16 protein-coding genes are annotated in these 24,177 nt (G+C 63.8%); 6 read left to right on the plus strand and 10 right to left on the minus strand.

Features of this window, described 5'->3' with window-relative positions; translation table 11 throughout:
* Positions 1-159 precede the first annotated feature (159 nt).
* Complete coding sequence (locus PMI24_RS24985; protein WP_007958977.1) at positions 160-1,248, minus strand: DUF1615 domain-containing protein; 1,089 nt, start codon at positions 1,246-1,248, stop codon at positions 160-162.
* Between the two features lie 194 nt (positions 1,249-1,442).
* On the opposite strand from PMI24_RS24985, the gene PMI24_RS24990 reads away from it, so the two are divergent.
* Positions 1,443-2,978 (plus strand): FAD-dependent oxidoreductase, encoded by a 1,536-nt coding sequence (locus PMI24_RS24990; protein WP_007958979.1) that lies wholly within the window; start codon positions 1,443-1,445, stop codon positions 2,976-2,978.
* A gap of 4 nt (positions 2,979-2,982) precedes the next feature.
* On the opposite strand, the gene hemB is transcribed toward PMI24_RS24990, so the two are convergent.
* Positions 2,983-3,957 carry a porphobilinogen synthase gene (gene hemB, locus PMI24_RS24995; RefSeq protein ID WP_007958982.1) on the minus strand — a complete coding sequence of 325 codons (975 nt, stop codon included), beginning with the start codon at positions 3,955-3,957 and terminating at the stop codon, positions 2,983-2,985.
* Positions 3,958-4,099: 142 nt separating this feature from the next.
* Positions 4,100-4,798: a glutathione S-transferase family protein gene (locus tag PMI24_RS25000; RefSeq protein WP_007958984.1), complete on the minus strand. Its 699-nt coding sequence runs from the start codon at positions 4,796-4,798 to the stop codon at positions 4,100-4,102.
* A gap of 295 nt (positions 4,799-5,093) precedes the next feature.
* Here PMI24_RS25000 and PMI24_RS25005 point away from each other — a divergent pair, with 295 nt between their 5' ends.
* Positions 5,094-5,768 carry a hypothetical protein gene (locus PMI24_RS25005; protein WP_007958986.1) on the plus strand — a complete coding sequence of 225 codons (675 nt, stop codon included), beginning with the start codon at positions 5,094-5,096 and terminating at the stop codon, positions 5,766-5,768.
* Between the two features lie 27 nt (positions 5,769-5,795).
* Here the strand turns inward: PMI24_RS25005 and mnmH are convergent, their stop codons facing one another.
* The 3 genes from mnmH to PMI24_RS25020 all read right to left on the minus strand — a co-directional run bounded on the left by mnmH (position 5,796) and on the right by PMI24_RS25020 (position 18,553).
* A complete protein-coding gene (gene mnmH, locus PMI24_RS25010; protein WP_007958988.1) occupies positions 5,796-6,899 on the minus strand; it encodes a tRNA 2-selenouridine(34) synthase MnmH in 1,104 nt (367 codons plus the stop codon).
* Entirely contained in the window at positions 6,899-7,933 is a 1,035-nt protein-coding gene (gene selD / locus PMI24_RS25015) for a selenide, water dikinase SelD (protein WP_007958990.1), read from the minus strand. The genes mnmH and selD overlap by 1 nt, the downstream gene beginning before the upstream one ends.
* A gap of 99 nt (positions 7,934-8,032) precedes the next feature.
* Positions 8,033-18,553 carry an autotransporter-associated beta strand repeat-containing protein gene (locus PMI24_RS25020; protein WP_007958991.1) on the minus strand — a complete coding sequence of 3,507 codons (10,521 nt, stop codon included), beginning with the start codon at positions 18,551-18,553 and terminating at the stop codon, positions 8,033-8,035.
* 410 nt (positions 18,554-18,963) lie between these two features.
* On the opposite strand from PMI24_RS25020, the gene PMI24_RS25025 reads away from it, so the two are divergent.
* On the plus strand, positions 18,964-19,923 hold the full coding sequence (locus tag PMI24_RS25025) for a nucleoside-specific channel-forming protein Tsx (RefSeq protein ID WP_007958992.1): 960 nt from the start codon (positions 18,964-18,966) through the stop codon (positions 19,921-19,923).
* A 14-nt stretch (positions 19,924-19,937) separates the two neighbouring features.
* Positions 19,938-20,960 carry a purine-nucleoside phosphorylase gene (locus PMI24_RS25030; RefSeq protein ID WP_007958994.1) on the plus strand — a complete coding sequence of 341 codons (1,023 nt, stop codon included), beginning with the start codon at positions 19,938-19,940 and terminating at the stop codon, positions 20,958-20,960.
* A gap of 71 nt (positions 20,961-21,031) precedes the next feature.
* Here the strand turns inward: PMI24_RS25030 and PMI24_RS25035 are convergent, their stop codons facing one another.
* The 3 genes from PMI24_RS25035 to PMI24_RS25040 form a co-directional block, all read right to left on the minus strand.
* A complete protein-coding gene (locus PMI24_RS25035) occupies positions 21,032-21,988 on the minus strand; it encodes a quinone oxidoreductase family protein (protein WP_007958995.1) in 957 nt (318 codons plus the stop codon).
* 31 nt (positions 21,989-22,019) lie between these two features.
* Positions 22,020-22,193, minus strand: a complete 174-nt coding sequence (locus tag PMI24_RS29045; protein WP_007958996.1) for a DUF1427 family protein — start codon at positions 22,191-22,193, stop codon at positions 22,020-22,022.
* Positions 22,194-22,282: 89 nt separating this feature from the next.
* Complete coding sequence (locus PMI24_RS25040) at positions 22,283-23,071, minus strand: AraC family transcriptional regulator (protein ID WP_007958997.1); 789 nt, start codon at positions 23,069-23,071, stop codon at positions 22,283-22,285.
* 137 nt (positions 23,072-23,208) lie between these two features.
* On the opposite strand from PMI24_RS25040, the gene PMI24_RS25045 reads away from it, so the two are divergent.
* On the plus strand, positions 23,209-23,436 hold the full coding sequence (locus PMI24_RS25045) for a DUF6555 family protein (RefSeq protein ID WP_011335095.1): 228 nt from the start codon (positions 23,209-23,211) through the stop codon (positions 23,434-23,436).
* Positions 23,437-23,474: 38 nt separating this feature from the next.
* Positions 23,475-23,747 carry a hypothetical protein gene (locus tag PMI24_RS25050; protein WP_045121887.1) on the plus strand — a complete coding sequence of 91 codons (273 nt, stop codon included), beginning with the start codon at positions 23,475-23,477 and terminating at the stop codon, positions 23,745-23,747.
* A gap of 24 nt (positions 23,748-23,771) precedes the next feature.
* Here PMI24_RS25050 and PMI24_RS29050 read toward each other — a convergent pair whose 3' ends face one another.
* Complete coding sequence (locus tag PMI24_RS29050) at positions 23,772-23,939, minus strand: metallothionein (protein WP_074689145.1); 168 nt, start codon at positions 23,937-23,939, stop codon at positions 23,772-23,774.
* Between the last annotated feature and the right edge of the window lie 238 nt (positions 23,940-24,177).

Genomic DNA, 24,177 nt, shown 5'->3' on the forward strand with positions numbered 1-24,177 from the left:
GAAGGTGGTTCGGATCGTCTGATCGAACGCCGCGTTGCCGAAGGTGGTTCGGATCGTCTGATCGAACGCCGCGTTGCCTGAATGAATGGCTTGACCGCAACGACCCAGAAAAAACCCGGCTCCCGTCAGCCGGGTTTTTTTATTCCCTTTTGATCGTCCTCAGCCCTTGGCCATGCAGCGCCGGTAGCGCTCGTCGACCCGTTTGGCAAACCACGCCGTGGTCAGTTTGCGGGTGATCTTCGGGCTCTGCAGCACGATCCCCGGCAACACCGCACGGGGCAGTGACTTGCCTTCCGCACGCTCCGCCAGCTCGAAAACCCGTTGATACAGTTTGGTCTCCTCGAAAGCCAGGCTATCGCCCTTCTCCAGTTGATCGCGGATCACCGGATTGCGCATGCCCAGTGATTTACCGAGGGCGCGCACCGCCAGTTCGGTACTGCCCGGCATGATCGCGCCCGGGCGGATCAGGTCGCCATCCAGCGCCAGCGGAATCCCCGACGCCCGGCTGACCGCGTTCTGAAACGCCGCATTGCGACTGGCGTACCAGCCGGCGTTGAAATCGGCGAAGCGGTACAACGGTTCGCGATAACTCACCGGATAACCCAGCAAATGAGCGATGCCGAAATACATGCCGCCTCGGCGGCTGAACACCTCGCGGCGAATCGTCCCGTCCACCGGGTACGGATAGTCTTTGGCATGCTTTTCGGCGAACTCGATGCTGACCTGCATCGGCCCGCCGGTGTGCACCGGGTTGAAACCGCTGAACAGCGTGCGGCCCATCGGCACCGAGCCGATGAAGTCGTCGAAAATCGCGCTCAATTCCTTTTCGCTGCGGGCGGCGCTCAGGCGTTCGCTGTAGGTCTTGCCGTTCGGCGAGCGCACCTGCAAGGCGCCGCTGACCAACAGGCTCGGGATATGCACCTTAGCGGCGCGGCGGTCGATTTCGTCACGGGCGATCTTGCCCAGGCCGGGCACCGGCGGATCGACCTGAAAAGTGGATTCCTGCTCGGCGACGGCCAGCACCGAACACAGATTCTGCGTGGTCGGGCTGATGCCCTGGGCGGCGAACGCGGCGTAGATGTCAGTGGCCCAGCCCTGGCGGTCGACGGCTTTTGCCGGCAGCAGGCGCACGATCTGCGCCTTGACCTCGGCGGGCGGGCGCGGCGCCGGTTCTTCGCTGCGTTGACCGGCGCAACCGGCCAGTACCAGCAGCGCGGCGAGGCTGACGAATAATCGAGGGGTGTGCATAACGCTTCATCCAGTCCGTTGAGCCGGGTTAACCCTACGCTCAATCGCAGGGCGCAGGATAGGACTGCGGGCCGGCGGCACTGTTCCATCGTCCCGTTTGGCAGGCCGACTGGCCGCCCTCGCCGTCTGATCCATACTTGCTGCTGCACACTCAGTGGCAAGCCACAGGTCAGGACACGCGAGGAGGACAGACCGTGAACCGCAGTGATGTTCTGATCATCGGCGCAGGCCCCACCGGACTGGTGCTGGCCCTGTGGCTGAGCAAACTGGGCGTGCGCGTGCGCATCATCGACAAGGCTTCCGCGCCGGGCACCACGTCGCGGGCGCTGGCGGTACAGGCGCGCACCCTTGAGCTGTACCGGCAACTGGATCTGGCCGACGCGGTGGTGCGCAACGGTCACCGGGTGGCGGCGGCGAATTTCTGGGTCAAGGGCAAACCCGTGGCGCAGCTGCCGCTGAACCGGATCGGCGAAGGCCTGACGCCCTATGCCTTTCTGGAAATGTACCCGCAGGACGAACACGAGCGGCTGTTGATCGACCGCCTCGAAGACTACGACGTGACCGTCGAGCGCAACATCACGCTGGAGAGTTTCACGGAAAACGGCGACGGCCTCACCGCGCATTTGCGCCTGCCGGATGGCGAGCAGGAAATCTGTCAGGCCTGCTATCTGGCCGGGTGTGACGGCGCCCGTTCGGTCGTGCGCAAAACCCTCGACACCGGTTTTCCCGGTGGCACTTATCAGCAGATTTTCTACGTCGCGGATGTGCAGGCCAGCGGCCCGGCGCTCAACGGCGAATTGCATCTGGATCTGGATGAGGCGGACTTTCTGGCGGTGTTCCCGCTGGCCGGCGAAGGCCGTGCGCGGTTGATCGGCACCGTGCGTGACGAACGTGCGGATCGCGCCGAAACCCTCGAGTTTTCCGACGTCAGCAATCACGCCATCGAACATTTGAACGTGCACATCGAGGACGTCAACTGGTTCTCCACCTACCGCGTGCATCACCGGGTGGCGGATCACTTTCGCAAGGGCCGGGCGTTTCTGCTCGGCGATGCGGCGCACGTGCACAGCCCGGCCGGCGGTCAGGGCATGAACACCGGCATCGGCGATGCGATCAATCTGGCGTGGAAACTCGCGGCGGTGCTCGGCGGCGCTGCCACGCCCAGACTGCTCGACAGCTATGAAACCGAACGCATCGCTTTCGCCCGACGACTGGTGTCGACCACCGACAAAGTCTTCAGCTTCGTCACCGCTGAAGGCCGCATGGCCGATCTGTTGCGCACGCGGCTGGCGCCGTTCCTGATTCCGAAAATGGCCTCATTCGAGACCAGCCGCGAATTCCTGTTTCGCACGGTGTCGCAAATCACCGTCAACTATCGGGGCATGACGTTGAGTGAAGGCGTGGCCGGGCACGTGCACGGCGGCGACCGCTTGCCGTGGGCCCATGATGGCGAGGGGGACAATTACGAACCGTTGCGCCATCCGTGCTGGCAGGTGCATGTGTACGGCGACACCAGCGACGAGATGATCGCCTGGTGCAATGAACATCACCTGCCGCTGCACGTGTTCGACTGGCGTCCGGCGTTTGAAACGGCAGGGCTGGGGCGCAACGGCTTTTACCTGCTGCGCCCGGATACCTACGTGGCGATTGCCGACAACAGCGCGGATCCGAAGGTGATCGAGCGGTACTTCCGTGACCACGGGATCCGGCCGTTTTTCAATTGCCCCTGACGGATCAGATCCCGGCCAGGGCCAGGTCCATCGCAAAGTAGGTGAAGATCAGATCCGCACCCGCGCGCTTGATCGCACCGAGGCTTTCGCGCACCACGCGATCTTCGTCGATGGCCCCGGCCTGGGCGCCGAACTTGATCATCGCGTACTCGCCGCTGACCTGATACGCCGCCAGCGGCAGGGTCGAGGCTTCGCGGATGTCGCGGATGATGTCCAGGTACGCGCCGGCCGGTTTGACCATCAGCGCGTCGGCGCCTTCCTGCTCGTCGAGCAACGATTCGCGCAGGGCTTCGCGGCGGTTCATCGGGTTCATCTGATAGCTTTTGCGATCGCCTTTCAGCGCGCTGCCACCGGCCTCGCGGAACGGGCCGTAGAGCGCCGAGGCGAATTTGGTCGAGTAGGCCATGATCGGAATCTGCGTGAAGCCGGCATCGTCCAGTGCCCGGCGAATCGCCCGCACCTGGCCGTCCATCGCTGCCGACGGCGCGATCACGTCGGCACCGGCACGGGCTGCCGCTACGGCTTGCTTGCCGAGGTTGATCAGGGTCTGGTCGTTGTCGACTTCATGGTTGTGCATCACGCCGCAATGGCCGTGGTCGGTGTACTCGCAGAAGCAGGTGTCGGACATCACGATCATTTCCGGCACGGCGTCCTTGGCGATCCGCGACATGCGCGACACCAGCCCGTTCTCACGCCAGGTGTCGCTGCCGTTGGCATCCAGGTGATGGGACACTCCGAAGGTCATCACCGACTTGATCCCGGCACGGGCATAACGCTCGATTTCGCCGGCCAGTTTGCGCTCGGGAATACGCATCACGCCGGGCATGCTCTTGATCGGCACAAAGTCGTCGATCTCTTCTTCGACGAAGATCGGCAGCACCAGATCGTTGAGGGAAAACTCGGTTTCCTGGAACAGGCTGCGCAGGCTCGCATTGCGGCGCAGACGGCGTGGACGTGCTTCGGGGAACTGACTGGACATGGGGCCTTTCCTGAAAACAGCGGATGAGACGAAAGTCGTAGGGGGCGAAGCTTATGCCTTGCGGGGGACGGGGTACAAACCTGGATCAATCAACAGTGCGTTACCGGGCGCGCAATAATCTGCGCACCCGGCTGCAACAGGGTCAGGAAGGAATGGTCAGGCCGCGCACAACGGCCGGCCGCGCCAGGAAGCGTTCCAGCACCCGGGTGACGTTCGGGAAGTTGTTGATGCCGACCAGATCACCCGCCTCGTAGAAGCCGATCAGGTTGCGCACCCACGGGAACGTGGCGATGTCGGCGATGGTGTAGCGCTCGCCCATGATCCAGTCGCGCCCTTCCAGGCGGGTGTTCAGGACGCTGAGCAGGCGTTTGCTTTCGTCGACGTAGCGGTCACGGGGACGTTTGTCTTCGTAGTCCTTGCCGGCGAATTTGTTGAAGAAACCGAGCTGGCCGAACATCGGGCCGATACCGCCCATCTGGAACATCAGCCACTGGATGGTCTCGTAGCGCAGCGCGCCTTCCTGGGCCAGCAACTGGCCGCTCTTGTCGGCGAGATAAATCAGGATCGCGCCGGATTCGAACAACGGCAGCGGTTTGTCCTCGGGGCCGTGGGGGTCGAGGATGGCCGGAATCTTGTTGTTCGGGTTCAGCGAGAGGAATTCCGGAGACATCTGGTCATTGGTGTCGAAGCCCACGCGGTGCGGCTCGTACGGCAGACCGATCTCTTCGAGCATGATCGAGACCTTGACGCCGTTGGGGGTCGGCAGGGAATAGAGCTGAATCCAGTCAGGGTACTGCGCCGGCCATTTCTGGGTGATCGGGAACGCGGACAGATCGGTCATGTGTAGCATCCAGTCACAAAATGAAAGGCCTGAGCATAATCCACGATCAGCGCTCTGGCTCGGGTTCTTTACGCCCTCGCCCGCCGGCTTACTTAAATCCGCAACATCCTGTGGTTAACCTTCCCTTCAATCGCACAGACTGAACGGTAAAGTGCGGCGCACGTAGCCGGATCGAACCAAACAGGCCTCAGGGGGCTCCAAGCAAGCCATTGATGACAGGGAAAACATCCGGCGCGCGAGCCCCGGTGCAGAGGTTTGTCAGCCTTAACCGAACAGACTGAAGAATCCTTATCCCATGACGAACTTGATGAAAGTCGCCAAACGCTTCAAACATCGCGCGTATGTGGCCCTGCCCACTCTGCTGGCGGTCAGCGCGCTGTTCCTGTCGCTGGAATCCAGCGAAAGCCGTGCGCAACCGGTGGACGGCACCCAGACCCTGGTGTTCCTGCGCCACGCGGAGAAACCCGCCGGCGGTCTCGGTCAGCTCAACTGCCAGGGCCTGAACCGGGCGATCGACCTGTCGACCCTGCTGCCGGAAAAATTCGGCAAGGCCGACTATGTGTTCGCCGCCAACCCGACGCGCAATGTCGAGGAAGGCGAGCTGGACAACTCCTACAGCTACATCCGCCCGCTAATGACCATCAGCCCCGCCGCGATCAAACTCGGCCTGCCGGTGAACATCGAATTCTCGGCCAACGACACCAGCGATCTGGCCCGGGAGCTGATCGAAGACAAGTACCACAACTCGACCATCTACACCGCCTGGTCCCATGGCTACCTGCCGGAGCTGATCAACAAGGTCGCGGGCAAGGCTGTCGGCGAGAAGCAGAAGATCACCGAGGATTGGGAATCCAGCGATTACGACTCGCTGTACGTGCTGACCCTGACCTGGCACAACGGCAAGGCCAGCCTGCAGAGCCACAGCTACAAACAGGGGCTGGATAACGGGCAGGAAAGCTGTCCGACCTGAGTTTGCCCGGGGCCCGCTCGGGCCCCGTCAGGCCTTGGGTTTGATTCGCTGACGCAAATACTCGATAACGGCCTGCCGCTCCCCCGCAAACTCGATCCGCCCGCCCTTCTTCTCGCGCTGAAACACATACATCGGGTCGTAATACTCGCGCAGCAAACCCTCGATCCACGCACGGTGCAAATCCACGGTCCCGCGGCGGCCCTGCTCCGCCAGCGCTTCCTCCATCAACACCCGCATCCGTCGATGCCGCTCGCCACCCAGTCGCTTGTGCACATTGTCGAGGCTATCCAGCAACCGCTCGGAAAACCGCCCGCAACCCTCCTCCCCATGCACTGCCTGAAACTCGGCGGACAAATCCACCACGTAATCGCGCAGGATCCGCTCGACGCGCTGGTCGAAACGATCTTCCAGCCAGACCATCGGGTACTGCTGCATGCCCTGATAGAGCGACAGCGGCAGCGCGCAGCTGCCCACCACCCGGCTCTCATCCTCCAGCACAAACTGATCGATGCCGGCCGCACGTTTTTTCAGGAAGTCGATGGCCAGCCGGTTCTCGAAATCGATGTTCGACGGCTGACCGGTGGCGCGCTTGCCGAAGCTGGAGCCCCGGTGATTGGCATGGCCTTCCAGATCCACGCTGTTGCGCAGTTGCACCAGCACTTCGGTCTTGCCGGTGCCGGTCATGCCGCCCAGCAACACGAAATCACACTCGGCCTGGGCCGATTCGAGGGTGTCGATCAGAAAACCCCGCAGCGCCTTGTAGCCACCGCCGACACGCGGATAGTCGATGCCGGCTTCCGACTTCAGCCACTGCTGGACAATCTGCGAACGCAGACCGCCACGAAAGCAATACAGAAATCCCTCGGGATGCGCCCGGGCAAATGCCGCCCAGGCCTGGAGACGTTCGGCCTTCACCGCGCCGGACACCAGCTGATGACCCAGTTCGATAGCCGCCTGCTGACCATGATGCTTGTAGCAAGTGCCGACTCGCTGCCGCTCGATGTCGTTCATCAGCGGCAGATTGAGCGCACCGGGAAACGCGCCCTTGTGAAATTCGACCGGCGCACGGGCGTCCATCAGCGGCCGGTCGTTGAGGAAGATGTCGCGATAGTCCGTGAAGTCGACGGCCATCAATTCACCTCGACGGCGGTACTCTTTCGCTCCAGCAGTTCGCCGATGGGTTCCAGTGTCAGGCCCAGTTCGGCAGCGACGGCGAGGAATTCGGCATTGCCTTCGGGCGTGACGGCCACCAGCAGCCCGCCGCTGGTTTGCGGGTCGCACAGCACTCGCTTGTGCAATTCCTGCACCCGCCCGACGCGGCTCGAATAACTGTCGAAATTACGTAAGGTGCCTCCCGGCACGCAGCCCTGTTCGAGGTAATACTCGACGCTCGCCAGACGCGGCACCCGGTCGTAAAAAATGCGTGCCGTCAGGTGACTGCCGTCGGCCATTTCCACCAGATGCCCGAGCAGCCCGAACCCGGTGACGTCTGTCATGGCGGTGACCCCGGCCAGTTTGCCGAAGCGGCTGCCGGGCTTGTTCAGCGTACACATCCAGTCCCGGGCCACGCCGATGTCGTCGGGGCGCAGCTTGCCCTTCTTCTCGGCGGTGGTGAGGATGCCGATGCCCAACGGTTTGGTCAGGTACAGCAGGCAACCGGCGGTGGCGGTGTCGTTGCGTTTCATGAAGCGTTTTTCCACCAGCCCCGTGACGGCCAGACCGAAGATCGGCTCCGGCGCATCGATCGAATGCCCTCCGGCCAGCGCAATCCCCGCCGCATCGCACACCGCACGTCCGCCGCGAATCACGTCTCGCGCCACTTCCGGCGCCAGCACGTTGACCGGCCAGCCGAGGATCGCAATCGCCATCAACGGATCGCCGCCCATGGCGTAGATATCGCTGATCGCATTGGTGGCGGCGATGCGGCCGAAGTCGAACGGATCGTCGACGATCGGCATGAAGAAGTCCGTGGTCGAGACCACCCCGCGCTCGGCATCGATTTCATACACCGCCGCATCATCGCGCGACGCGTTGCCGACCCACAGTTTCGGATCAAGGTTCTGCGCCCCGCTGCCGGCCAGAATCACCTCCAGCACCTTGGGCGAAATCTTGCAGCCACAACCGGCGCCGTGGCTGTATTGGGTCAGACGGATGGGCTCGGTCATGGGGCAGTCTCCGGGAGGCAGTGGGAGGGATTTTAGCAGAGGGGTCGGCGGGCAAAAAAAAGCCGCCCTTTCGGGCGGCTGAAGTGCTTCGCTCCTGAATCAGAACCCGAGGCTGAAGCTGATGGTCATCGCATGGTCGTTGCTCTCGTTCGACAGCTGCCCCGAATAGCCGATACCGAGTTTGCCGGTCGGGCTGATCTGGAAGTCCACGCCTGCTTCGACCACCGCGCTGTCCTTGGCAATCGGCACGCCCTGGGTGTTGAACGAGGCGCCGCCGTCGATGAAGGTCAGGTCGGCGTCGGGTTTGGTGTCGCCGAAGGCATGCCGCCAGCCGAGGGCCGCGCGCGGAGTGAATTGCCCGCCGTTGGCCAGGGTGATGACCTTGCCGGCGCGCACGCCCAGGGTCGAGAAGGTGATGTCCTGATCGGACTCGGCGCGCAGGCGCCCCACTCCGCCTTTCTCCTTGGCCTTGTCGCTGTCGTAGTTTACGTACGCCAGACCGGCGAACGGTTCCAGGGCAATCCCGGCCGCTTCGATGGCATAACCGACTTCACCGAACACCTGGGCGCTGCGCGCGTCGTAATTGGCCTTCAACCGATCGTTGTAGGCGCCGACGCTGATGTCACGCTTGGTCTCGATGTCGTGCCAGCTGTAGGCCGCGCCGAGGCGCACCGCCAGGGCATCGAATTGCGAGTTGAGGTACGCCGCCAGGTGGTAGCTCTCGACCGTGGCATCCGAGCGACGATCATGGGCATCCAGATCGCTGCGGGTGTAGCCGGCGGCCATGCCGACGCGCCACTGATCATCGAGCTGCTTGTCGGTGCCGAGCATGAAGCCGCTCAGGTTGCGATCCAGTTTCGCACTGTTGCTGTCGCCGTCCGACTCGCCCCAGGCGCCGAGTGCGCGGGCCCAGCCGACCATTTCGCCGTGGCAGCCGTTGCTGCTCAACTGATTGTCGCTCGGGGCCAGGGCGCGGCGTGGATCGTCCGGTGCGCTGCACGATGGCTGGCGCATACGGTCGTTGACCGCGTCCCGCACGTAGCGCGAATCCTCAAGGATTGCGCTGGCGGTGCTGGCATGAATTTCACCCGACAGACTGTCGAAGGCGTTACGTGCGCCCGCCACACTGAGATTGATGATTTCTCCCTGCAACGCGCTGCCCGCCGCGCCGTTGCGCATCAACGCCGAAGCGGTGTTGCGCTGATTGCGGGTGGCGGCGACGTCGACGAACGAATTGCCGTTGCGGCTGACCACCAGGTTCACCGCGTTCGGGTCGTACACCAGCGCCGTGTCGAGGAACGCATATTGCGGCAGATCGGCTGCGCTGAAAGTGCCGGTCAACCCACCACCGGCGGTGATCAGCGAGTACACGGTGTTGCCGGTGAACGGTGCCAGGCTGTTGACCTGCAGACCACCGCCCAGGGCGGCGGTACCACCGACGGCCAGCGGCGTGGCGGTCGGCGAACTGACGGTCAGGGCCAGCACACCGTCAGCGGCGTTGGTCAGGTTGCCGGCGACACTCAAGGTGCCAGCCTCGGCACCGGACTGCACCACACCGTGGTTGATCAGCGAACCGACACTGCCGTTACCGCTCAAGCCGGCGCCGTTGGCCACGGTGATCTGCCCACCGAGGGAAGCGCGTGCTGCGCGGCTGCCGACTTGCAACACGCCTTGGTCGACCGCAACGGTGCCGCTGAACGGCTGATCGCCGGTCAACAGCAGGGTTCCGGCACCTCGTTTGGCCAATGCGCCGGTGCCACTGAGCACACCGTTGAACTGACCATTGGCGTTCTGCTGGAACACCAGCGATGCGTTGTTGAGGATGTTGCCTTGCAGGCTGGTGGTATTGCCGATCAGCGTACCGCCGCTGACCGTGGTCCCGCCGCTGTAGGTGTTGGCGCCGCTGAGGACCAGAGTGCCGGAATCCAGCTTCTCTATGCCGCCACTGCCCACCAGCGGTACGGAGATTTCCGCGCTGCCACCGGCATTCACCCGCACTGGCGCGAGGCTGCCGCCCGGGCCGTTGACCGGTGTCAGCGTACCGCCAGCGCCTGGAACCAGGCTGTAACCGCTGGAGAGGAACTGCAACCCGGTGAAGTTCTGATTGCCTTGCACGGTGACCGTCCCGCTCTGCCCGCCGAACACGGCGAACTGACCGTTCGACGCCAGCGCCTGGGTACCGCTCGGATCGGTCCAGTTGGTATTCGGCCCCCACACGCCGCTGCCACCACCGATGCTGCCGTCCGGATTGGTTTTGCCACCGTTCCAGAACTGCACTTCACCCGGTGTGTTCTGTACCAGCAGGTTGACCTGATTGGCCAGCGCGGTCTGCAGCGTCAGGTTGGCCGCCGATACCGGCAGGCTACCGTAGACCAGACCGTTGTTGGTCAGGCTGCCGCCGTAGCTGAACAGTTGATAGACCCCGGTGCCAAAGCCGCCGGCATTGCTGATGTTCAGCGTGCCGTCGAGGGTCAGGTTGCCGGCGACGTTGACCACGGTTGTGGAACTGGTGGCCGAGCCGAGGGTGAAGTCCAGGTTAGTGCCCGAAGACAACGCCAGCGAACCGACCGACAACGGCGTTGCAGCGCCGCCGCCCGTCAGCGTCGCACCGTTGGCCAGTTGCACGGCGCCTGCGAACACGCCGCTGCCGCCAATTTTCGCCCCACTGGCGACGTTGACGTTGGCACTGTTGAGCGCACCGTTGACGTTCAGCGAACCGGCCTGCACCGCGGTGTTGCCGGTGAAGGTGTTGTTGCCGGTCAGCAGCAAGGCGCCGGTGCCGGTTTTGTTCAGAGTGCCGGCGCCCGTCAGATTGCCGGTGTAGCTGCCGTCACTGTTCTGCTCGAAGGTCAGCGTCGCGTTGTTGACGATTGCACCCTGCAGGCTGCTGGTGTCGCCACGGGTGCTGCCGCCGTTCAGCGTCGTACCGCCGCTGTAGGTGTTGGCGCCGCTGAGGACGAGGTCGCCACTGCCGTTTTTCACCAGGCTGCCGCTGCCGGTAATCGCACCGATCAGGGTGGTGTTCTGGTTGCCGGCCAGGGTCAGTTGCGCACCCAGGTTGATGGCGTTGGCCAGTTGCAGCGCAGAAGTGCTGTCGAGGGTGCCATTGCCCAGCACGCTGAGGGCGCCGCTGCTGATCGCGCTGTTGTTGCCCAGGATCAGCGAACCGCCGGACAGCTGGGTACCGCCGCTGTAAGTGTTGCTGCCGTTGAGGGTCAGGCTCGATGCGCCGGTCTTGATCAGACTGCCGCTGCCGCTGACCACACCGCCGAGGGTCAATGCGTTGGAGCCGGCGACGGTGAGTCCGCCGTTGAGCACCACGGCGTTGGCCAGGCTGACCGCTGCGTTGCTGTCCAGCGCCGTGCCGTTGGCGGCGGTCAACACGCCGGTGCCGAGGGCTGAGTTGTTGCCGACCACGATCTTGCCGCCGTTGAGCGCAGTGCCGCCGGTGTAGCCGTTGGCGGCGTTGAGCACCAGGGTGCCGGTGTCGTATTTGCCCAGTGTGCCGGCGCCGTTGAGCGCCACGCCCACGGTGGCGGTGACGTTCGGATCGACCCGCACGGTGGCATTGCCCAGCGATCCGTTGACCAGATTCAGCGAACCGGCCGTGCCGTTCTGCAGGCTGTAGCCATCGGTGACGAACTGCATGCCGGTGATGGTTTGCGCGCCGTTCACCGTGACGGTGCCCGCCGTGCCCTGGAACACCGCGAAGCTGTTGGTCCAGGCCTGATTGGTGGTGCCGTTGACGTCGGTCCAGTTGGTGGTGCCGGTGCCCCAGGTGCCGCTGCCGCCATCCACCGAACCATTGGCGACGAGCTGGTTGCCGTCCCAGAACTGCACGGTGACGCCCGGTGCGGTGACCAGCAGGTTGATCTGGTTGGCCAGTGCGGTTTGCAGGGTCAGGTCGCCCGGGGTGACGCTGCCCGGCACGGTGCCGATCAGCATGCCGTTGTCGGTCAGACCGCCGGTGTAGTTGATCAAGCGATACACGCCGCTGCCGAATCCGCCGATGTCGCTGACGTTGAGGGTGCCGTCGAGGGTCAGGTTGCCGCCGACGTTGACCAACGGGTTGCCGCCACCGGAGACCGGTGTACCGAGGCCGACATCGAAGTTGGAGTTGGCGTTGAACACCAGCGAATTCACCGACAGTGTGCTGCCGGTGGCGCCGGCCAGATGACCGCCATCCGCCACGGTCACGGCCCCGCCGAGCGAGCCGCCGCCAGTCAGGGTGCCGCCGCTGTTGACCAGCACACTGGCGCTGTCCAGCGAGCCGCTGACGTTCAAGGTGCCGGCGTTGACCGTGGTGTTGCCGGTCAGGCTGTTGAGGCCGGTCAGGGTCAACGTGCCGGTGCCGAGTTTGCTCAACTCGCCGGTGCCGGTAAGTACACCGTCGAAGATGCTGCTGGCGTTGTTGCCGCCGATGCTCAGCGTGTTGCCGCCGCCGATCAGTGCAGTGCCGCTGCCGGTCAGGCTGGCGAGGCTGCCGGAGCCGCCGAGATTGAGGGTCGCCGCAGCGCCGAGATTGACCCCGGCATTGCTGCCCAGTGCCGAGTTGCCCAGGGTGGTCAGGCTGCCGGACTGAACGTCGAAAGTGCCGCTGAAGGTGTTGTTGCCGGACAGCGTCAGGTCGGCCAGACCGTTCTTGGTCAGGGTGCCCGCCCCGGCGATCACGCCGCCGAGGGTCAGGTTGTTGTTGCCCGCCACGCTCAGGTTGGCATTGACGTTGAGATTGTTGGCCAGCACCAGCGGCGCCGTGGTGTCGAGGGTCGAAGCGCCCGCCACGGTCACTGCGCCGGAACCCAGACCCGCCGAGGTGCCGAGGGTCACGGTGCCGGCGTTCAGTGTGGTGCCGCCGCTGTAGGTGTTGATGCCGTTGAGGGTCAGGTTGGAGGCGCCGTTCTTGATCAGACCGCCGGTGCCGCTGACCACACCACTGAGCGCCACATCGCTGTTGCCGGTGTTGGTCAGATTGGCGTTGAGCACCACGTTGTTGCCCAGCGACACCGAGGTGTTGCTGTCCAGCGCCGAGGCGCCGGCCACCGTCAGGTTGCCCAGACCGAGGGCGCCGTTGCTGCCGGCGGTCAGGGTGCCGGCATTGAGGGTGATGCCACCGAGGAAGTTGTTGGCCCCGCTGAGGATCAGGTTGGCCGCGCCGTTCTTGGTCAGGCTGCCGGCGCCGTTGATCGCGCCGCTCAGTGTCAGATCGTTGCTGCCGACGATACCGAGGTTGCCCGCCAGGTTGATCGCGTTACCCGCCGTGAAAGCGCCGCTGGCATCCAGGGTGGTGCCGTTCGCCGCGTTCAGGGTGGCCGAGCCCAGCGCGCTGTTCGACGCCAGAATCAACCCGCCCGCGTTCAGCGCCACCGGCCCGAGGAAGGCGTTGTTGCCGCCGAGGGTCAGGCTGGCCGAGCCGTTCTTGATCAAGCCGCCGGTGCCGGAAATGACGCCGTTGAGGGTCAGCGCATTGCTACCGAGCACAGTGAGGTTGCCGTTGAGCGTGGCGGCGTTGGCCAGGGTCACGGCGGTGTTGCTGTCGAGTTGCGTGCCGGCATTGGCAATCAACGCACCGGTGCCCAGCGCGGTGTTGCTGCCGACGACCAATGTGCCGCCGTCCAGTTGCGTGCCGCCGGTGTAGCTGTTGGCGCCGTTGAGTACCAGAGTGCCCGCGTCGAGTTTGTTGATGATGCCGCTGCCGTTGATGTTCACGCCGACCGTGGCGGTAACGCCCGGATCGACCCGCATCGCCGTGGTGCCGCCGGTGCCGTTGACGGCGGTCAGCAGACCCGACGTGCCGTTGACCACGTTGTAGCCATCGGTGAGGAACTGCATCCCGGTGAACAGTTGCGTGCCGTTGACCGACACCGTGCCGGCCGTGCCCTGGAACACTGCGAAGTCGCCAGCCCAGGTCTGGTTCAGCGTGCCGTTGGAATTGGTCCAGTTGGTGCCGCCGGCAGTCCATGTACCCGTGCCGCCATCCACCGTGCCGTTCGGGATAGTCTGGCTGCCGTCCCAGAAACGCAGGTTGGTGTTCGGGGCCGACACGATCAGGTTGACCTGATTACCCAGGGTCTGCACGAGGATGTCGCCAAGGCCATAACCCACCGGCACACCGGCCACGGTCAGGCCGTTGTCGGTCAGTGCGCCGATGTAGTTGAACAAGCGATAGACACCCACGCCGAAACCGCCGGCATCGGTGACGTTGAGGTTACCGTCGAGGGTCAGGTTGCCGCCGATGTTCATCAGCGAGGAAGTCGATGGCGTGGCGAGGCTCGCGTCAATATTACTGTTGGCGGTGAGGATCAGCGACGAGGTGGACAAGGTATTACCCGAAGACAACGCCAGATGACCGCCGCTGTTGACGGTGATGAAGCCCAGCGCCGAACCGGTACCCGTGAGGGTCGCACCGTTGTTGACGTTGAGCTGGGAACTGGCCAGGGAACCGGTGAGGTTCAGCGTACCGCCGTTGACGTTGGTGTTGCCGGTGATGCCGTTGATGCCGGTGAGATTCAGTGTCCCGGTACCGACTTTGGTCAGGGTGCCGCTGCCACCGAGGTCGCCGTCGAAGGTGCTGGTGCTGTTCACGCCGCCCACGGACAGGGTGTTGCCGCCGGCGACCTGCACGCTGCCGCTGCCGCTCAGCCCGTTGAGGCTGTTGCTGCTGTTGAGAAAGAGATTGGCACCGGCGCTGATATTGGCGCCGGAAGTATTGCCCAACGCCCCGCTGCTCACGGTGGTGACACTGCCGGAGGCAATGTTCAGCGCGCCGGTGAAGGTGTTGTTGCCGCTGAGCGTCAGGTCGCCGAAGCCGTCCTTGGTCAGACTCCCGGCGCCATCGATCACGCCGCTGAGGTTCAGGGTGTTATTGCCGGCCAGGGTCAGGCCGGCGTTGAGGGTGATGTTGTTGCCGACGCTCATGCCGGTGCTGGTGTCCAGCGTCGAAGCGCCGCCGACAGTAAGGCCGCCACTGCCCAGCGCAGCGGCCGAGCCCAGGGTCAGCGTACCCGCATTGAGTGTGCTGCCGCCGCTGAAGGTGTTGGTGCCATTGACGGTCAGGTTGGCTGCGCCGTTCTTGATCAACTGGCCGGCGCCGCTGATCACACCGCCGAGAGTCAGGTCCTGGGTACCGCCGACGCTCAACGCCGCATTGAGAACAACCGCGTTCGCGAGGCTGACCAGCGGTGAACTGCTGTCGAGGGTTGCCGCACCGCCGACGGTCAAGGCGCCGGTGCCCAGTGCCGAGCTGTTGCCGACGGTTACCGTACCGGCGTTCAAGGTGGTGCCGCCGGCGTAAGTGTTGGTGCCATTGAGGTTCAGATTGGCCGCACCGTTTTTCACCAGGCTGCCGGCGCCAGCGACGGTGCCGGTGAGGGTCAGATCGGCGCTGCCGCCGATGTTCATCGCACCGGCGAGGTTGACCTGATTGCCCAGAGTGACGGCGGTGTTGGTGTCCAGCGTGGTGCCCGCCGCTGCGTTCAATGCGCCGCTGCCGATCGCGGTGTTGCTACCGACAATCAGCTTGCCGACGTTCAGCGCGGTGTTGCCGAAGTAGGTGTTGGCGCCGTTGAGGATCAGGTCGGCCGGGCCGCTTTTGGTCAGGCCACCGACCCCGGAGACCACACCCGCGAGGGTCAGCGCATTGCTGCCGCCGATGGTCACGTTGCCGCCGAGATTGACGTTGTTGGCCAGGCTGGTCGCGGTGCTGGCGTCCAGTGTGGTGTTGTTGCCGGCATTGAGGATGCCGGTGCCGAGGGCCGTGTTGGAGCCGACGATCAGTGTCCCGGCGTTCAGCGACGTAGAGCCGGTGTAAGTGTTGTTGCCGGTCAGGGTCAGGGTCGACGAGCCGGTCTTGATCAGGTTGCTGCCGCCACTGATCACGCCGCCGAGGGTCAGCGGGTTGGCGCCGCCGGCGGTGAGGTTGGAGTTGAGGGCAATCGCGTTGTTCAGCGTCACGTTGGCGCTGCTGTTGAGCGTTGCGCCCGCCCCGCCCACGGTCAGCGTGCCGGTGCCGAGTGCCGCGCCGTTGCCGACGGTCAGGCTGCCGGCGTTGAGCGCGGTGCCGCCGGTGAAGGTATTGGCGCCGTTGAGGGTCAGGTTGGCCGTGCCGTTCTTGATCAGTTGACTGGCACCGCTGAGCACGCCGCCCAGGATCATGCCGTTGCTGCCGCCGATGGCCAGGTTGCCATTGAGCGCGACGTTGTTGTTCAGGATGACCGAGGTGTTGCTATCGAGCGTCGCGGCGCTGGCGACAGTCAGGGCGCCGCTGCCCAGAGCGGCGGCGTTGCCGACGGTCAGGGTGCCGGCGTTCAGCGTGGTGCCGCCGCTGAAGGTGTTGGCGCCGTTGAGAATCAGGTTGGCCGCGCCGTTCTTGGTCAGCCCGCCGCTGCCGCTGACCACGCCACCGAGGGTCAGGTTGGCGTTGCCGGCGATGTTCAGGTTGCCGCCGAGGGCGACCGCGTTGCTCAGCGCCACGGTGGTGCTGGCGTCGAGGGTGGTGCCCGCTGCTGTGGTCAGTGCGCCGGTGCCGAGCGCGGTGTTGGAGCCGACGATCAGCGTTCCGCTGTTCAGCGCGGTGCCGCCGGAGAAGGTGTTGTTGCCACTGAGGGTCAGGTTCGCGGTGCCGCCCTTGATCAGGTTGCCGGCGCCACTGATGACACCGCTCAGGCCCAGCGCCTGGGTGCCGCCGATGGTCAGCCCGCCTGCCAGCGCCACTGCGTTGGCCAGGGTCACGGCGGTGGTCGCATCCAGCGTGGTGCCGGCCGCCGCGTTCAAGGCGCCCGTGCCGAGGGCGGTGTTGCTGCCGACGAGCAAACTGCCGCCGTTGAGCGCGGTGGTGCCGCTGTTGGTGTTGTTGCCGGTCAGGGTCAGGCTGGCGCTGCCGCTTTTGGTGATCGCGCCGGTGCCGGAGACGATGCCGGCCAGGGTCAGGGCATTGCTGCCGAGCACGTTCAGCGCACCGGTGATGCCGACGTTGTTGGCCAGGGTCACGTTGCCGGTGCTGTCGAGGCTGGTGCCGTTGCTGGTGTTGAGGACACCGGTGCCCAGGGCGTTGTTGTTGCCGACACGCAAGGTGCCGGCGCTGAGGCTGGTGATCCCGGTGTAGGTGTTGATGCCGTTGAGGGTCAGGCTGCCGCTGCCGGTTTTGGTCAGGTTGGCGGCGCCGCTGATCACTCCGCCCAGGGTCAGCGCACCCGTGCCGGTCGCGGTCAGGGTGCTGTTGAGCGTGATCGCGTTAGCCAGCGAAATCGGCGCCGTCGCCGAGATGCTCGAAGAGCCGCCAACGGTGATGCTGCCGGTACTGAACGCCTGGTTGTTGCCCACCAGCACCACACCGCCGTTGAGCACGGTGTTGCCGGTGTAGGTGTTGATGCCGTTGAGGTTGATCTGGCCGCTGCCGATCTTGGTCAGACCGCCCGTGCCGGAGATCACCCCGTTGAGGGTCATGCCGTTGATGCCCTGCAGGGTCAGGCCAGTCCCGCCCAGGTTGATCTGGTTGGACAGCGTCAAACCCGCATTGCTGGCCTGCAGAATCCCGCCGTTGGACGTCAGCACACCGCTGCCGAACGCCGCGTTGTCGTTGAACTGCGCGACACCGCCATTGAGCGTGGTCGCACCGCTGACCAACGGCCCCTGCAAGGTCCAGGTGCCGCTGTTGAGGGTCAGGTTGTTAAAGTTGACGTAGACCGCGCTGGACGCCGTGCCGGTCCCGGTAGTGCCGCCGCCGAGGCCGATCGGGTTTTGAAGGATCAGCGTGTTGGTACCGGCCGCACCGCCATCGATCGTCCCGGTGGGTGCGAAGGTCAGGTTGACGCCAATCAGGCCACCGAGGCCGACGGAGACTTGCACACCGTCACCGACGTTCACGCTGGAACCGGTGATCGCGTAGAAGGTGTTGGTGCTGCCCGCCCCCATCGACACACCGCCAGTGATGTTACCGGCGTTGGTGAAGGTGTTGCCCGCCACCGACGTCTCGAACGCAACCCGGCCGTTGATCGTACCGGTGGCGCTGTTGGTCATGTTGACTTGCGAACCGCCATACACCCCGACCACTGGCGTATCGGCCAGGGTGATGCCGCCAACCGACAGCCCGGTGGAGGTAATCGTGCCGTCGTTGGTAATGGTCGTGGTGCCCGACACCGAGTTGTTCACGGCAATCCCCAGCCCGTCGATGCTGGTCAGGTTGAGGCCGAGCAACATGCCGGTGCCGCGAATGAGCCCGGTGGTGTTGTTGACGATGCTCACGGTGCTGGTTGCGCCGGTGCCGATGAACGCGCCGCCACTTAGGATCGACACCAGGCCGAGCAAGGCCGGATCGAGGGTGCCGGAGTTGTTCAGGTTGATGTTGGCGCCGGTCAGGTTGATGACCTTGCCACCCAGGGTCGCGTTCATCTGCGCGCCGTTGGTGACGTTGACCGTCAGGCCGCTGGTGGCACTGCTGTAGTCATTGAGAAACAGCGGCAGGGTCGGCACACCCGAACAGGTAATCGTGGAGCCCGCCGCCGAGCAGGTGGCGAACGCCTGCTCGCTGACGCCACCGAACAGCAGTCCGGCGACGCTCAGATGCACAGCAAGGGACAGTGGGGAAAAACGCGAAACGAGGGCGACACCAAACCTTGCTTCCACGGGTTACTCCTTGCGTGGCCAATTTCGTCCTTGAAGGCGTGCAACTGCGGCAAGATTCAGCACGCGTATCAAGCGTATGACGGTCATCAGATAAACCGTCCCATTCCAGACACACGCTAGTTGATGCCCTGCGATGGGGCACCGGTTAAATAGTGTTAATACTTTTGTGCGATAAGGCCCTGCGTCGATACTTCCGGCCGTTCTGAGCAAGGACTTGAGGGCTATTTCAGACGCTTTTGAGGGGAGTTGACCGAGCCGCCAGGTAAACCCGCGAATCAATCGATTTTTCAGCTACTTGAGAAACTGGTACGGCTTGTGCAAACGTTTGCGAGTTACTGTTGACCGCCTTTTCGTTACAAAACCGTACAGGCCCCATGATTCCGGGCCGTGATCCGCAAAAAGGACTTTGAATGCACGTTTCCTCCTGCCACCGTCGTCGCGGTGTGCGCACTTTTGCTGTTTCCCTGCTACTGGCCGGCGTTACCGGAGTTCTCAGTCAGACCACGCTGGCGCAGCCTGCCCTGCCAGATGAATCCGCTCAGGGTGAAGCCCTCAGCCCCGAAGCCAGCCCGCCGAAAAAAGGCGCGTACCTGTCGGACTGGTACAACCAGGACCTGATGCTGATCGGCAGCAAGGACATCAGCTTCGGCCCGCAACCGGCGGACGACATCTACCTGGAATACGAGTACTTCGGGCGCAAGGGCCCGTTCGAGCTGTATGGCTACATCGACATCCCGAAGATCTTCAACATCGGCAACAGTCACGACAAAGGCGTGTGGGATCACGGCTCGCCGGTGTTCATGGAGCACGAACCGCGCATCTCCATCGACTACCTCGCCGGCCGCAGCCTGGCCATCGGGCCGTTCAAGGAATGGTACGTGGCGTTCGACTGGATCTACGATCACGGCAGCCGCAAAGAGAACCGCGCCAACACGCTGTACAGCGGTTTCGGCACCGACATCGACACCCATTCGCGGGTCAATCTGTCGGCCAACCTGTACGGGCGCTACCAGTGGGAAAACTACGGCGCCAGCAACGAATATTCGTGGGACGGCTACCGCGCGCAACTCAAATACATCGTGCCGATCGACAAATTCAGCAACGGTGCCTCGCTGACCTACATCGGCTTCACCAACTTTGATTTCGGCTCGGACATCCACAAGGACAACCCGGCGCGCACCGCAAATGCCACGGTGGCAACCAACGTGTTGCTGTACTCGTTCACCCACTTGCGCTTCACCCTGGTCGGCCGTTATTTCCACAACGGCGGCAACTGGGAGGACGGCAGCGAGCTGAATTTTGGCGACGGTAATTTCCGGGCACGTTCCAACGGCTGGGGTTACTACGCCGGCGTCGGTTATCAGTTCTGAATCCAGGAGCAATCATGAAAGCAATGACGCGTGTATCACTGGCCGCTGCCGCCCTGCTCTCTTCCACCGCATGGGCGGCCGAGGCACCGATTCAGCCGAAAGTCGTGCTGATCACCATGTTCGCTCCGGAGGCACAGCACTGGATCGATCGCCTCGAACTCAAACAGGAAGTCCGCGTGCCGGGCCTGTCGGCCGAATACCCGACCATCCGCTGCAACACACAGCAGGTCTGCCTGATGACCACCGGCATGGGCCAGACCAACGCCACGGCTTCGACACTGGCACTGGCGCTGTCGCCGAAATTCGACCTGCGCAAAAGCTACTTCCTGATTGCCGGGATTGCCGGCATCAGCCCCAAGCACGGGACCATCGGCACGGCCGCCTGGGCGCATTATCTGGTCGAGTTCGGCACCCAGTGGGAGCTGGATTCACGCGATGCGCCATCGAGCTGGCCGACCGGTTACCTCGGCATCAACACTCAAGGCCCGAACGAAAAACCACCGCTGGACTACAAGACCGAAGTCTTCGAACTCAACCCGAAACTGCAGGCCAAGGCGTTCGCCCTGAGCCACAAGGTCGAACTGAGCGAAAGCAAGGAATCGGCCGCGTGGCGCCTGAAATACCCGGCAGCACCGGCCAATCAACCGCCGGTGGTCACCCGTTGCGACACGCTGGCGGGCAACACCTGGTTCTCCGGCACACGCCTGAGCGAACGCGCCGAGGTCTGGACCAAATTGTTGACCGACAACCAGGGCGAATACTGCACCACCCAACAGGAAGACAACTCCACCTACGAAGCCTTGCTGCGCGCAAGTCGCGAGGGTCTGGTGGACGTGCAGCGCCTCGCCGTGGTGCGCGCCGGCTCCGATTTCGACCGTCCGGCGCCGGGCGGCAGCGAAGTGGACAACCTGCTCAAGTACGCCGATCAGGGCGGATTTGTGCCGGCACTGGAAAACCTCTACCGCGCGGGCAATCCGTTGGTGCAGGACATCCTGAAAAACTGGTCGGCGTGGGAGAACGGCGTCCCGCAATCCTGAGACCCACAAAGCCCTGTGGGTGCGAAACTCGCTCCCGCTGGGCTTTGTGATGACATGCAGAACAGCGGCGGTCAGGGGATAAGAATGACCTTGTCACCGCTGCCCTGATTCACATCGGCATACCGCGCCAGCCCTTCGGCCAGCGGCGCTTCCACCAGCCCTTGCGGCAGTGGCAGCAGGTCTTCGTCGAAGAACCGGCCGAACTGGTCCAGCATCGCCGCGCAGGCTTCAACGCCATACAGCAACGAGTTGATGCCCACCACCGAACCGCCCTTGCGATACAGCGCCAGCGCCGGTAACTGCACATGCCCGTCCACCGGGGCAGCGATGATCGCGATCCGCCCGAAAGTTGCCAATGCCGCGACCGAGGCCGGTAGCCAGAAACCGGTGGTGTCGAAGATCACGTCGGCACCGCCGCGATACACGGCGTTGACCTGCGCACCCAGCTCCTCGGGTTTATCCAGCTGAATCGTCTGATAACCCTGCGCCTGCAAATCCTTGACCTGCTCCGGCCGCCGCGCCGCCGCCAGCAACTGCGCGCCACGCACCTTGGCCAGCGCCAGCGCGGCGGTTGCCACCGCCCCGCCGCCGATCACCAGCAAACGGGTTTCGGCACTCACCAGACTGCGCTCCAGCGCATCCCACGCCGTGGTGTAAGGCACGCCGAGGCTGGCGGCCTGGGTGAAACTCAGATGCGAAGGTTTGTGCGCCACGCCATTGGCCGGCAATTTGACGAACTGCGCATGGGAGCCATCGGCGAAAAAACCCAGCTCACGCCCGGTGCCCCAGACCTCCTGACCGATCAACGCCTGCGGCCCTTCGACCACCACACCGGCAAAGTCCCGACCGGGAATGCGCGGCAGTGTGGTGTACGGGAAACGCCCGAGCACGTTCTTCACGTCGCTGGGATTGAGGCCCGCGGCCTTGATCTGCACCAGCACCTCGTCAGCGCCCGGCACCGGCGTCGGCACCTCGACGAAGCGCAGGGACGACAGGTCGCCGGTTTTATCGAATTGCAGTGCTTTCATGGAAATCTCCACCGAAGGAAAAAGACAGGATTCAGGACAGCCAGCCACTGACCAGTTGCCGGCCCATCGGCCACAACTGCTCGCCCGCCAGCATGCCCAACAGGCCCACCAGCGCGATGGTCGGCGGCGCCGGAGAACGGACATCCAGCGCGCCATACAGCAGGCCGACACCCAGACCGACGCCCAGTGAAATCAGGTAATTCATGGGATCACTCCGCCACACAAAGGGAATGGGCAGAGTCTAGGGAAAGGCTGTGACCGGCATCGGCCAAGGACTTCTGAATTTCGGCCAAATCAGCCGGCGAGCGGCCCGCCATCAAACTGCGAAGGGGCGACACCCAGCTCACGGCGGAACATGTCGCTGAAACTGCTCGGCGAATAACCCAGCTCACGGGCAATCGCGCTGACCGGCACGCCCTGGATCAACTCCGCCACTGCCGTCGCCAACTGCACCTGCCGCCGCCACTCGGCAAAGCCCATGCCCAGCCCTTCCTTGAACAACCGCGCCAACGTTCGCACGCTGGCCCCGGCGTTTTCGGCGTGTTGTTCGAAAGGAATATCCAGCGACGGCGCGGCCATCACTGCCTGACACAGACTCATCAACCGCCGGTCGGCATCGTCCGGCAACGGGATCTTCAGCTGCGAACGCCTTGCACGTTTCAGCTCCAGCAGCGCCAGCCCGACCAGCGCCTCGTAATACTCGGCATCCCCGCTGTCGCCCTGCGCCACCAGCCCGACGATCAACTCACGCAGCAGACCCCCGACTTCGATCACCTGCACGGTCTCATCCAGCGTCGCCGCCAGCGCCGGACGCAGGTAGATATTGCGCATCTGCAAATCCGACACCACCCGAATCCCGTGCGGCACCCCGGGCGGCAACCAAACCGCCCGCTGCGGCGGCACCACCAGCGCCTCATGCGGGGTCTCGACCCACATCACCCCGCTCATCGCATACAGCAACTGCCCCCAGACATGCTCATGCGGCTCGATGAACAACCCACGCGGATACGTCCGCGCCAGCGGTTGCACCGGCACATCGGTATCACTCAGATCAGGGGGCGCAGCGAGGGCCATGGCGAACATTCATCGGGGTTGGCGAAAGCGCCATGGTAACCAGTCCGACCGGAACCTCGCCATTGATAGATACCGTCGGACAATCCGAGTGAATTTTCCCGCAGCCCAGCGATCCTTCTATTACCACAGGGAGGAAGATGGGCTTTATGAACAACGCAAAACTGTACGTCATCGATTACACCCTTCACGGCGCGCCAAAGTCGTTCATTATCCGCTCGGACAAAATGGACAACACCGAGGCGTGGCACTGGGCAAGCTGCGACGCAGGGGTCGGCCGCATCCCGCGTTTCGGCCGGGAGAAAGTGCAGAAGACCAGCAAGCCGATGGCAGAAAAATTCGGCGTGGAAAACGTCACATGGCGACCGGCAAGCTAAGCTTGCGCGCAGGCGGGGACTATTTCGGGGGGAACAACATGACAACCATCAACAGCCCGGCGCACTTGGACTACGGCCTGGACACCCTGTTCGGCCGCATCACCAAAAGCGTCGACTGCCCGGTTGGCCTGGAACCCGTCGAAAACGACCCCTACCGCTTCGCCCTGCGCGTCCCGGCCCCCTTGCCGGAAGACCTTGAACAGGCCAAAACCATCGTCGTCAACGTCGAAGGCCGCCGCCTGCAAGGCAACGTCCGCCACACCGAACGCCTGGACGACAACAGCCTGAAACTGGAAGTGGAGCCCGACTAGGCTCCACTCATTCAATACCCAGGATTACTTGGGATGCGCACACTGACACCCCTTGCCCGAACACTCCTCACCACTCTTGTGATGATGCGCACACGCTTCACAGCAATAATGCTTCCCGTGCGCCACATAAGAATGCTCACCCTCCTTGATCGTGCAACGACATCCCGGACAATCGCATTTTCTATCTGCCATGGAACAGACTCCTCTGGTGGTGGTTGTCTGAGGCCGAAAGAACAAGCCGTGCTACCAGTGTAGAAGGTGAAAACCACCCAACAACCAAACCACTCATCACTCACCACTCCCCCTTCAACCATCCCCCCACCACTCACCACAATGAGCGTTAGCTCGAGTACCGCTTTTGATCGCAAGGCCCGTCGGCAGGCTGAGTGGAGGGATTGATCCGGGGGTGGGAGCGCAGCGACCGTGCGGC

Source organism: Pseudomonas sp. GM25, assembly GCF_000282255.1.
Lineage (GTDB): Bacteria > Pseudomonadota > Gammaproteobacteria > Pseudomonadales > Pseudomonadaceae > Aquipseudomonas > Aquipseudomonas aphyarum.

Excerpts from the sequence above, each read along its gene's own strand:
- PMI24_RS24985 (WP_007958977.1), bottom strand. The coding sequence starts at position 1,248 with ATGCACACCCCTCGATTATTCGTCAGCCTCGCCGCGCTGCTGGTACTG.
- hemB (WP_007958982.1), bottom strand. The coding sequence starts at position 3,957 with ATGTCCAGTCAGTTCCCCGAAGCACGTCCACGCCGTCTGCGCCGCAAT.
- PMI24_RS25005 (WP_007958986.1), top strand. The coding sequence starts at position 5,094 with ATGACGAACTTGATGAAAGTCGCCAAACGCTTCAAACATCGCGCGTAT.
- PMI24_RS25040 (WP_007958997.1), bottom strand. The coding sequence starts at position 23,071 with ATGTTCGCCATGGCCCTCGCTGCGCCCCCTGATCTGAGTGATACCGAT.
- mnmH (WP_007958988.1), bottom strand. The coding sequence starts at position 6,899 with ATGGCCGTCGACTTCACGGACTATCGCGACATCTTCCTCAACGACCGG.
- PMI24_RS25030 (WP_007958994.1), top strand. The coding sequence starts at position 19,938 with ATGAAAGCAATGACGCGTGTATCACTGGCCGCTGCCGCCCTGCTCTCT.
- PMI24_RS25050 (WP_045121887.1), top strand. The coding sequence starts at position 23,475 with ATGACAACCATCAACAGCCCGGCGCACTTGGACTACGGCCTGGACACC.
- PMI24_RS29050 (WP_074689145.1), bottom strand. The coding sequence starts at position 23,939 with ATGGCAGATAGAAAATGCGATTGTCCGGGATGTCGTTGCACGATCAAG.
- selD (WP_007958990.1), bottom strand. The coding sequence starts at position 7,933 with ATGACCGAGCCCATCCGTCTGACCCAATACAGCCACGGCGCCGGTTGT.
- PMI24_RS25045 (WP_011335095.1), top strand. The coding sequence starts at position 23,209 with ATGAACAACGCAAAACTGTACGTCATCGATTACACCCTTCACGGCGCG.
- PMI24_RS29045 (WP_007958996.1), bottom strand. The coding sequence starts at position 22,193 with ATGAATTACCTGATTTCACTGGGCGTCGGTCTGGGTGTCGGCCTGCTG.
- PMI24_RS25025 (WP_007958992.1), top strand. The coding sequence starts at position 18,964 with ATGCACGTTTCCTCCTGCCACCGTCGTCGCGGTGTGCGCACTTTTGCT.
- PMI24_RS25000 (WP_007958984.1), bottom strand. The coding sequence starts at position 4,798 with ATGACCGATCTGTCCGCGTTCCCGATCACCCAGAAATGGCCGGCGCAG.
- PMI24_RS25035 (WP_007958995.1), bottom strand. The coding sequence starts at position 21,988 with ATGAAAGCACTGCAATTCGATAAAACCGGCGACCTGTCGTCCCTGCGC.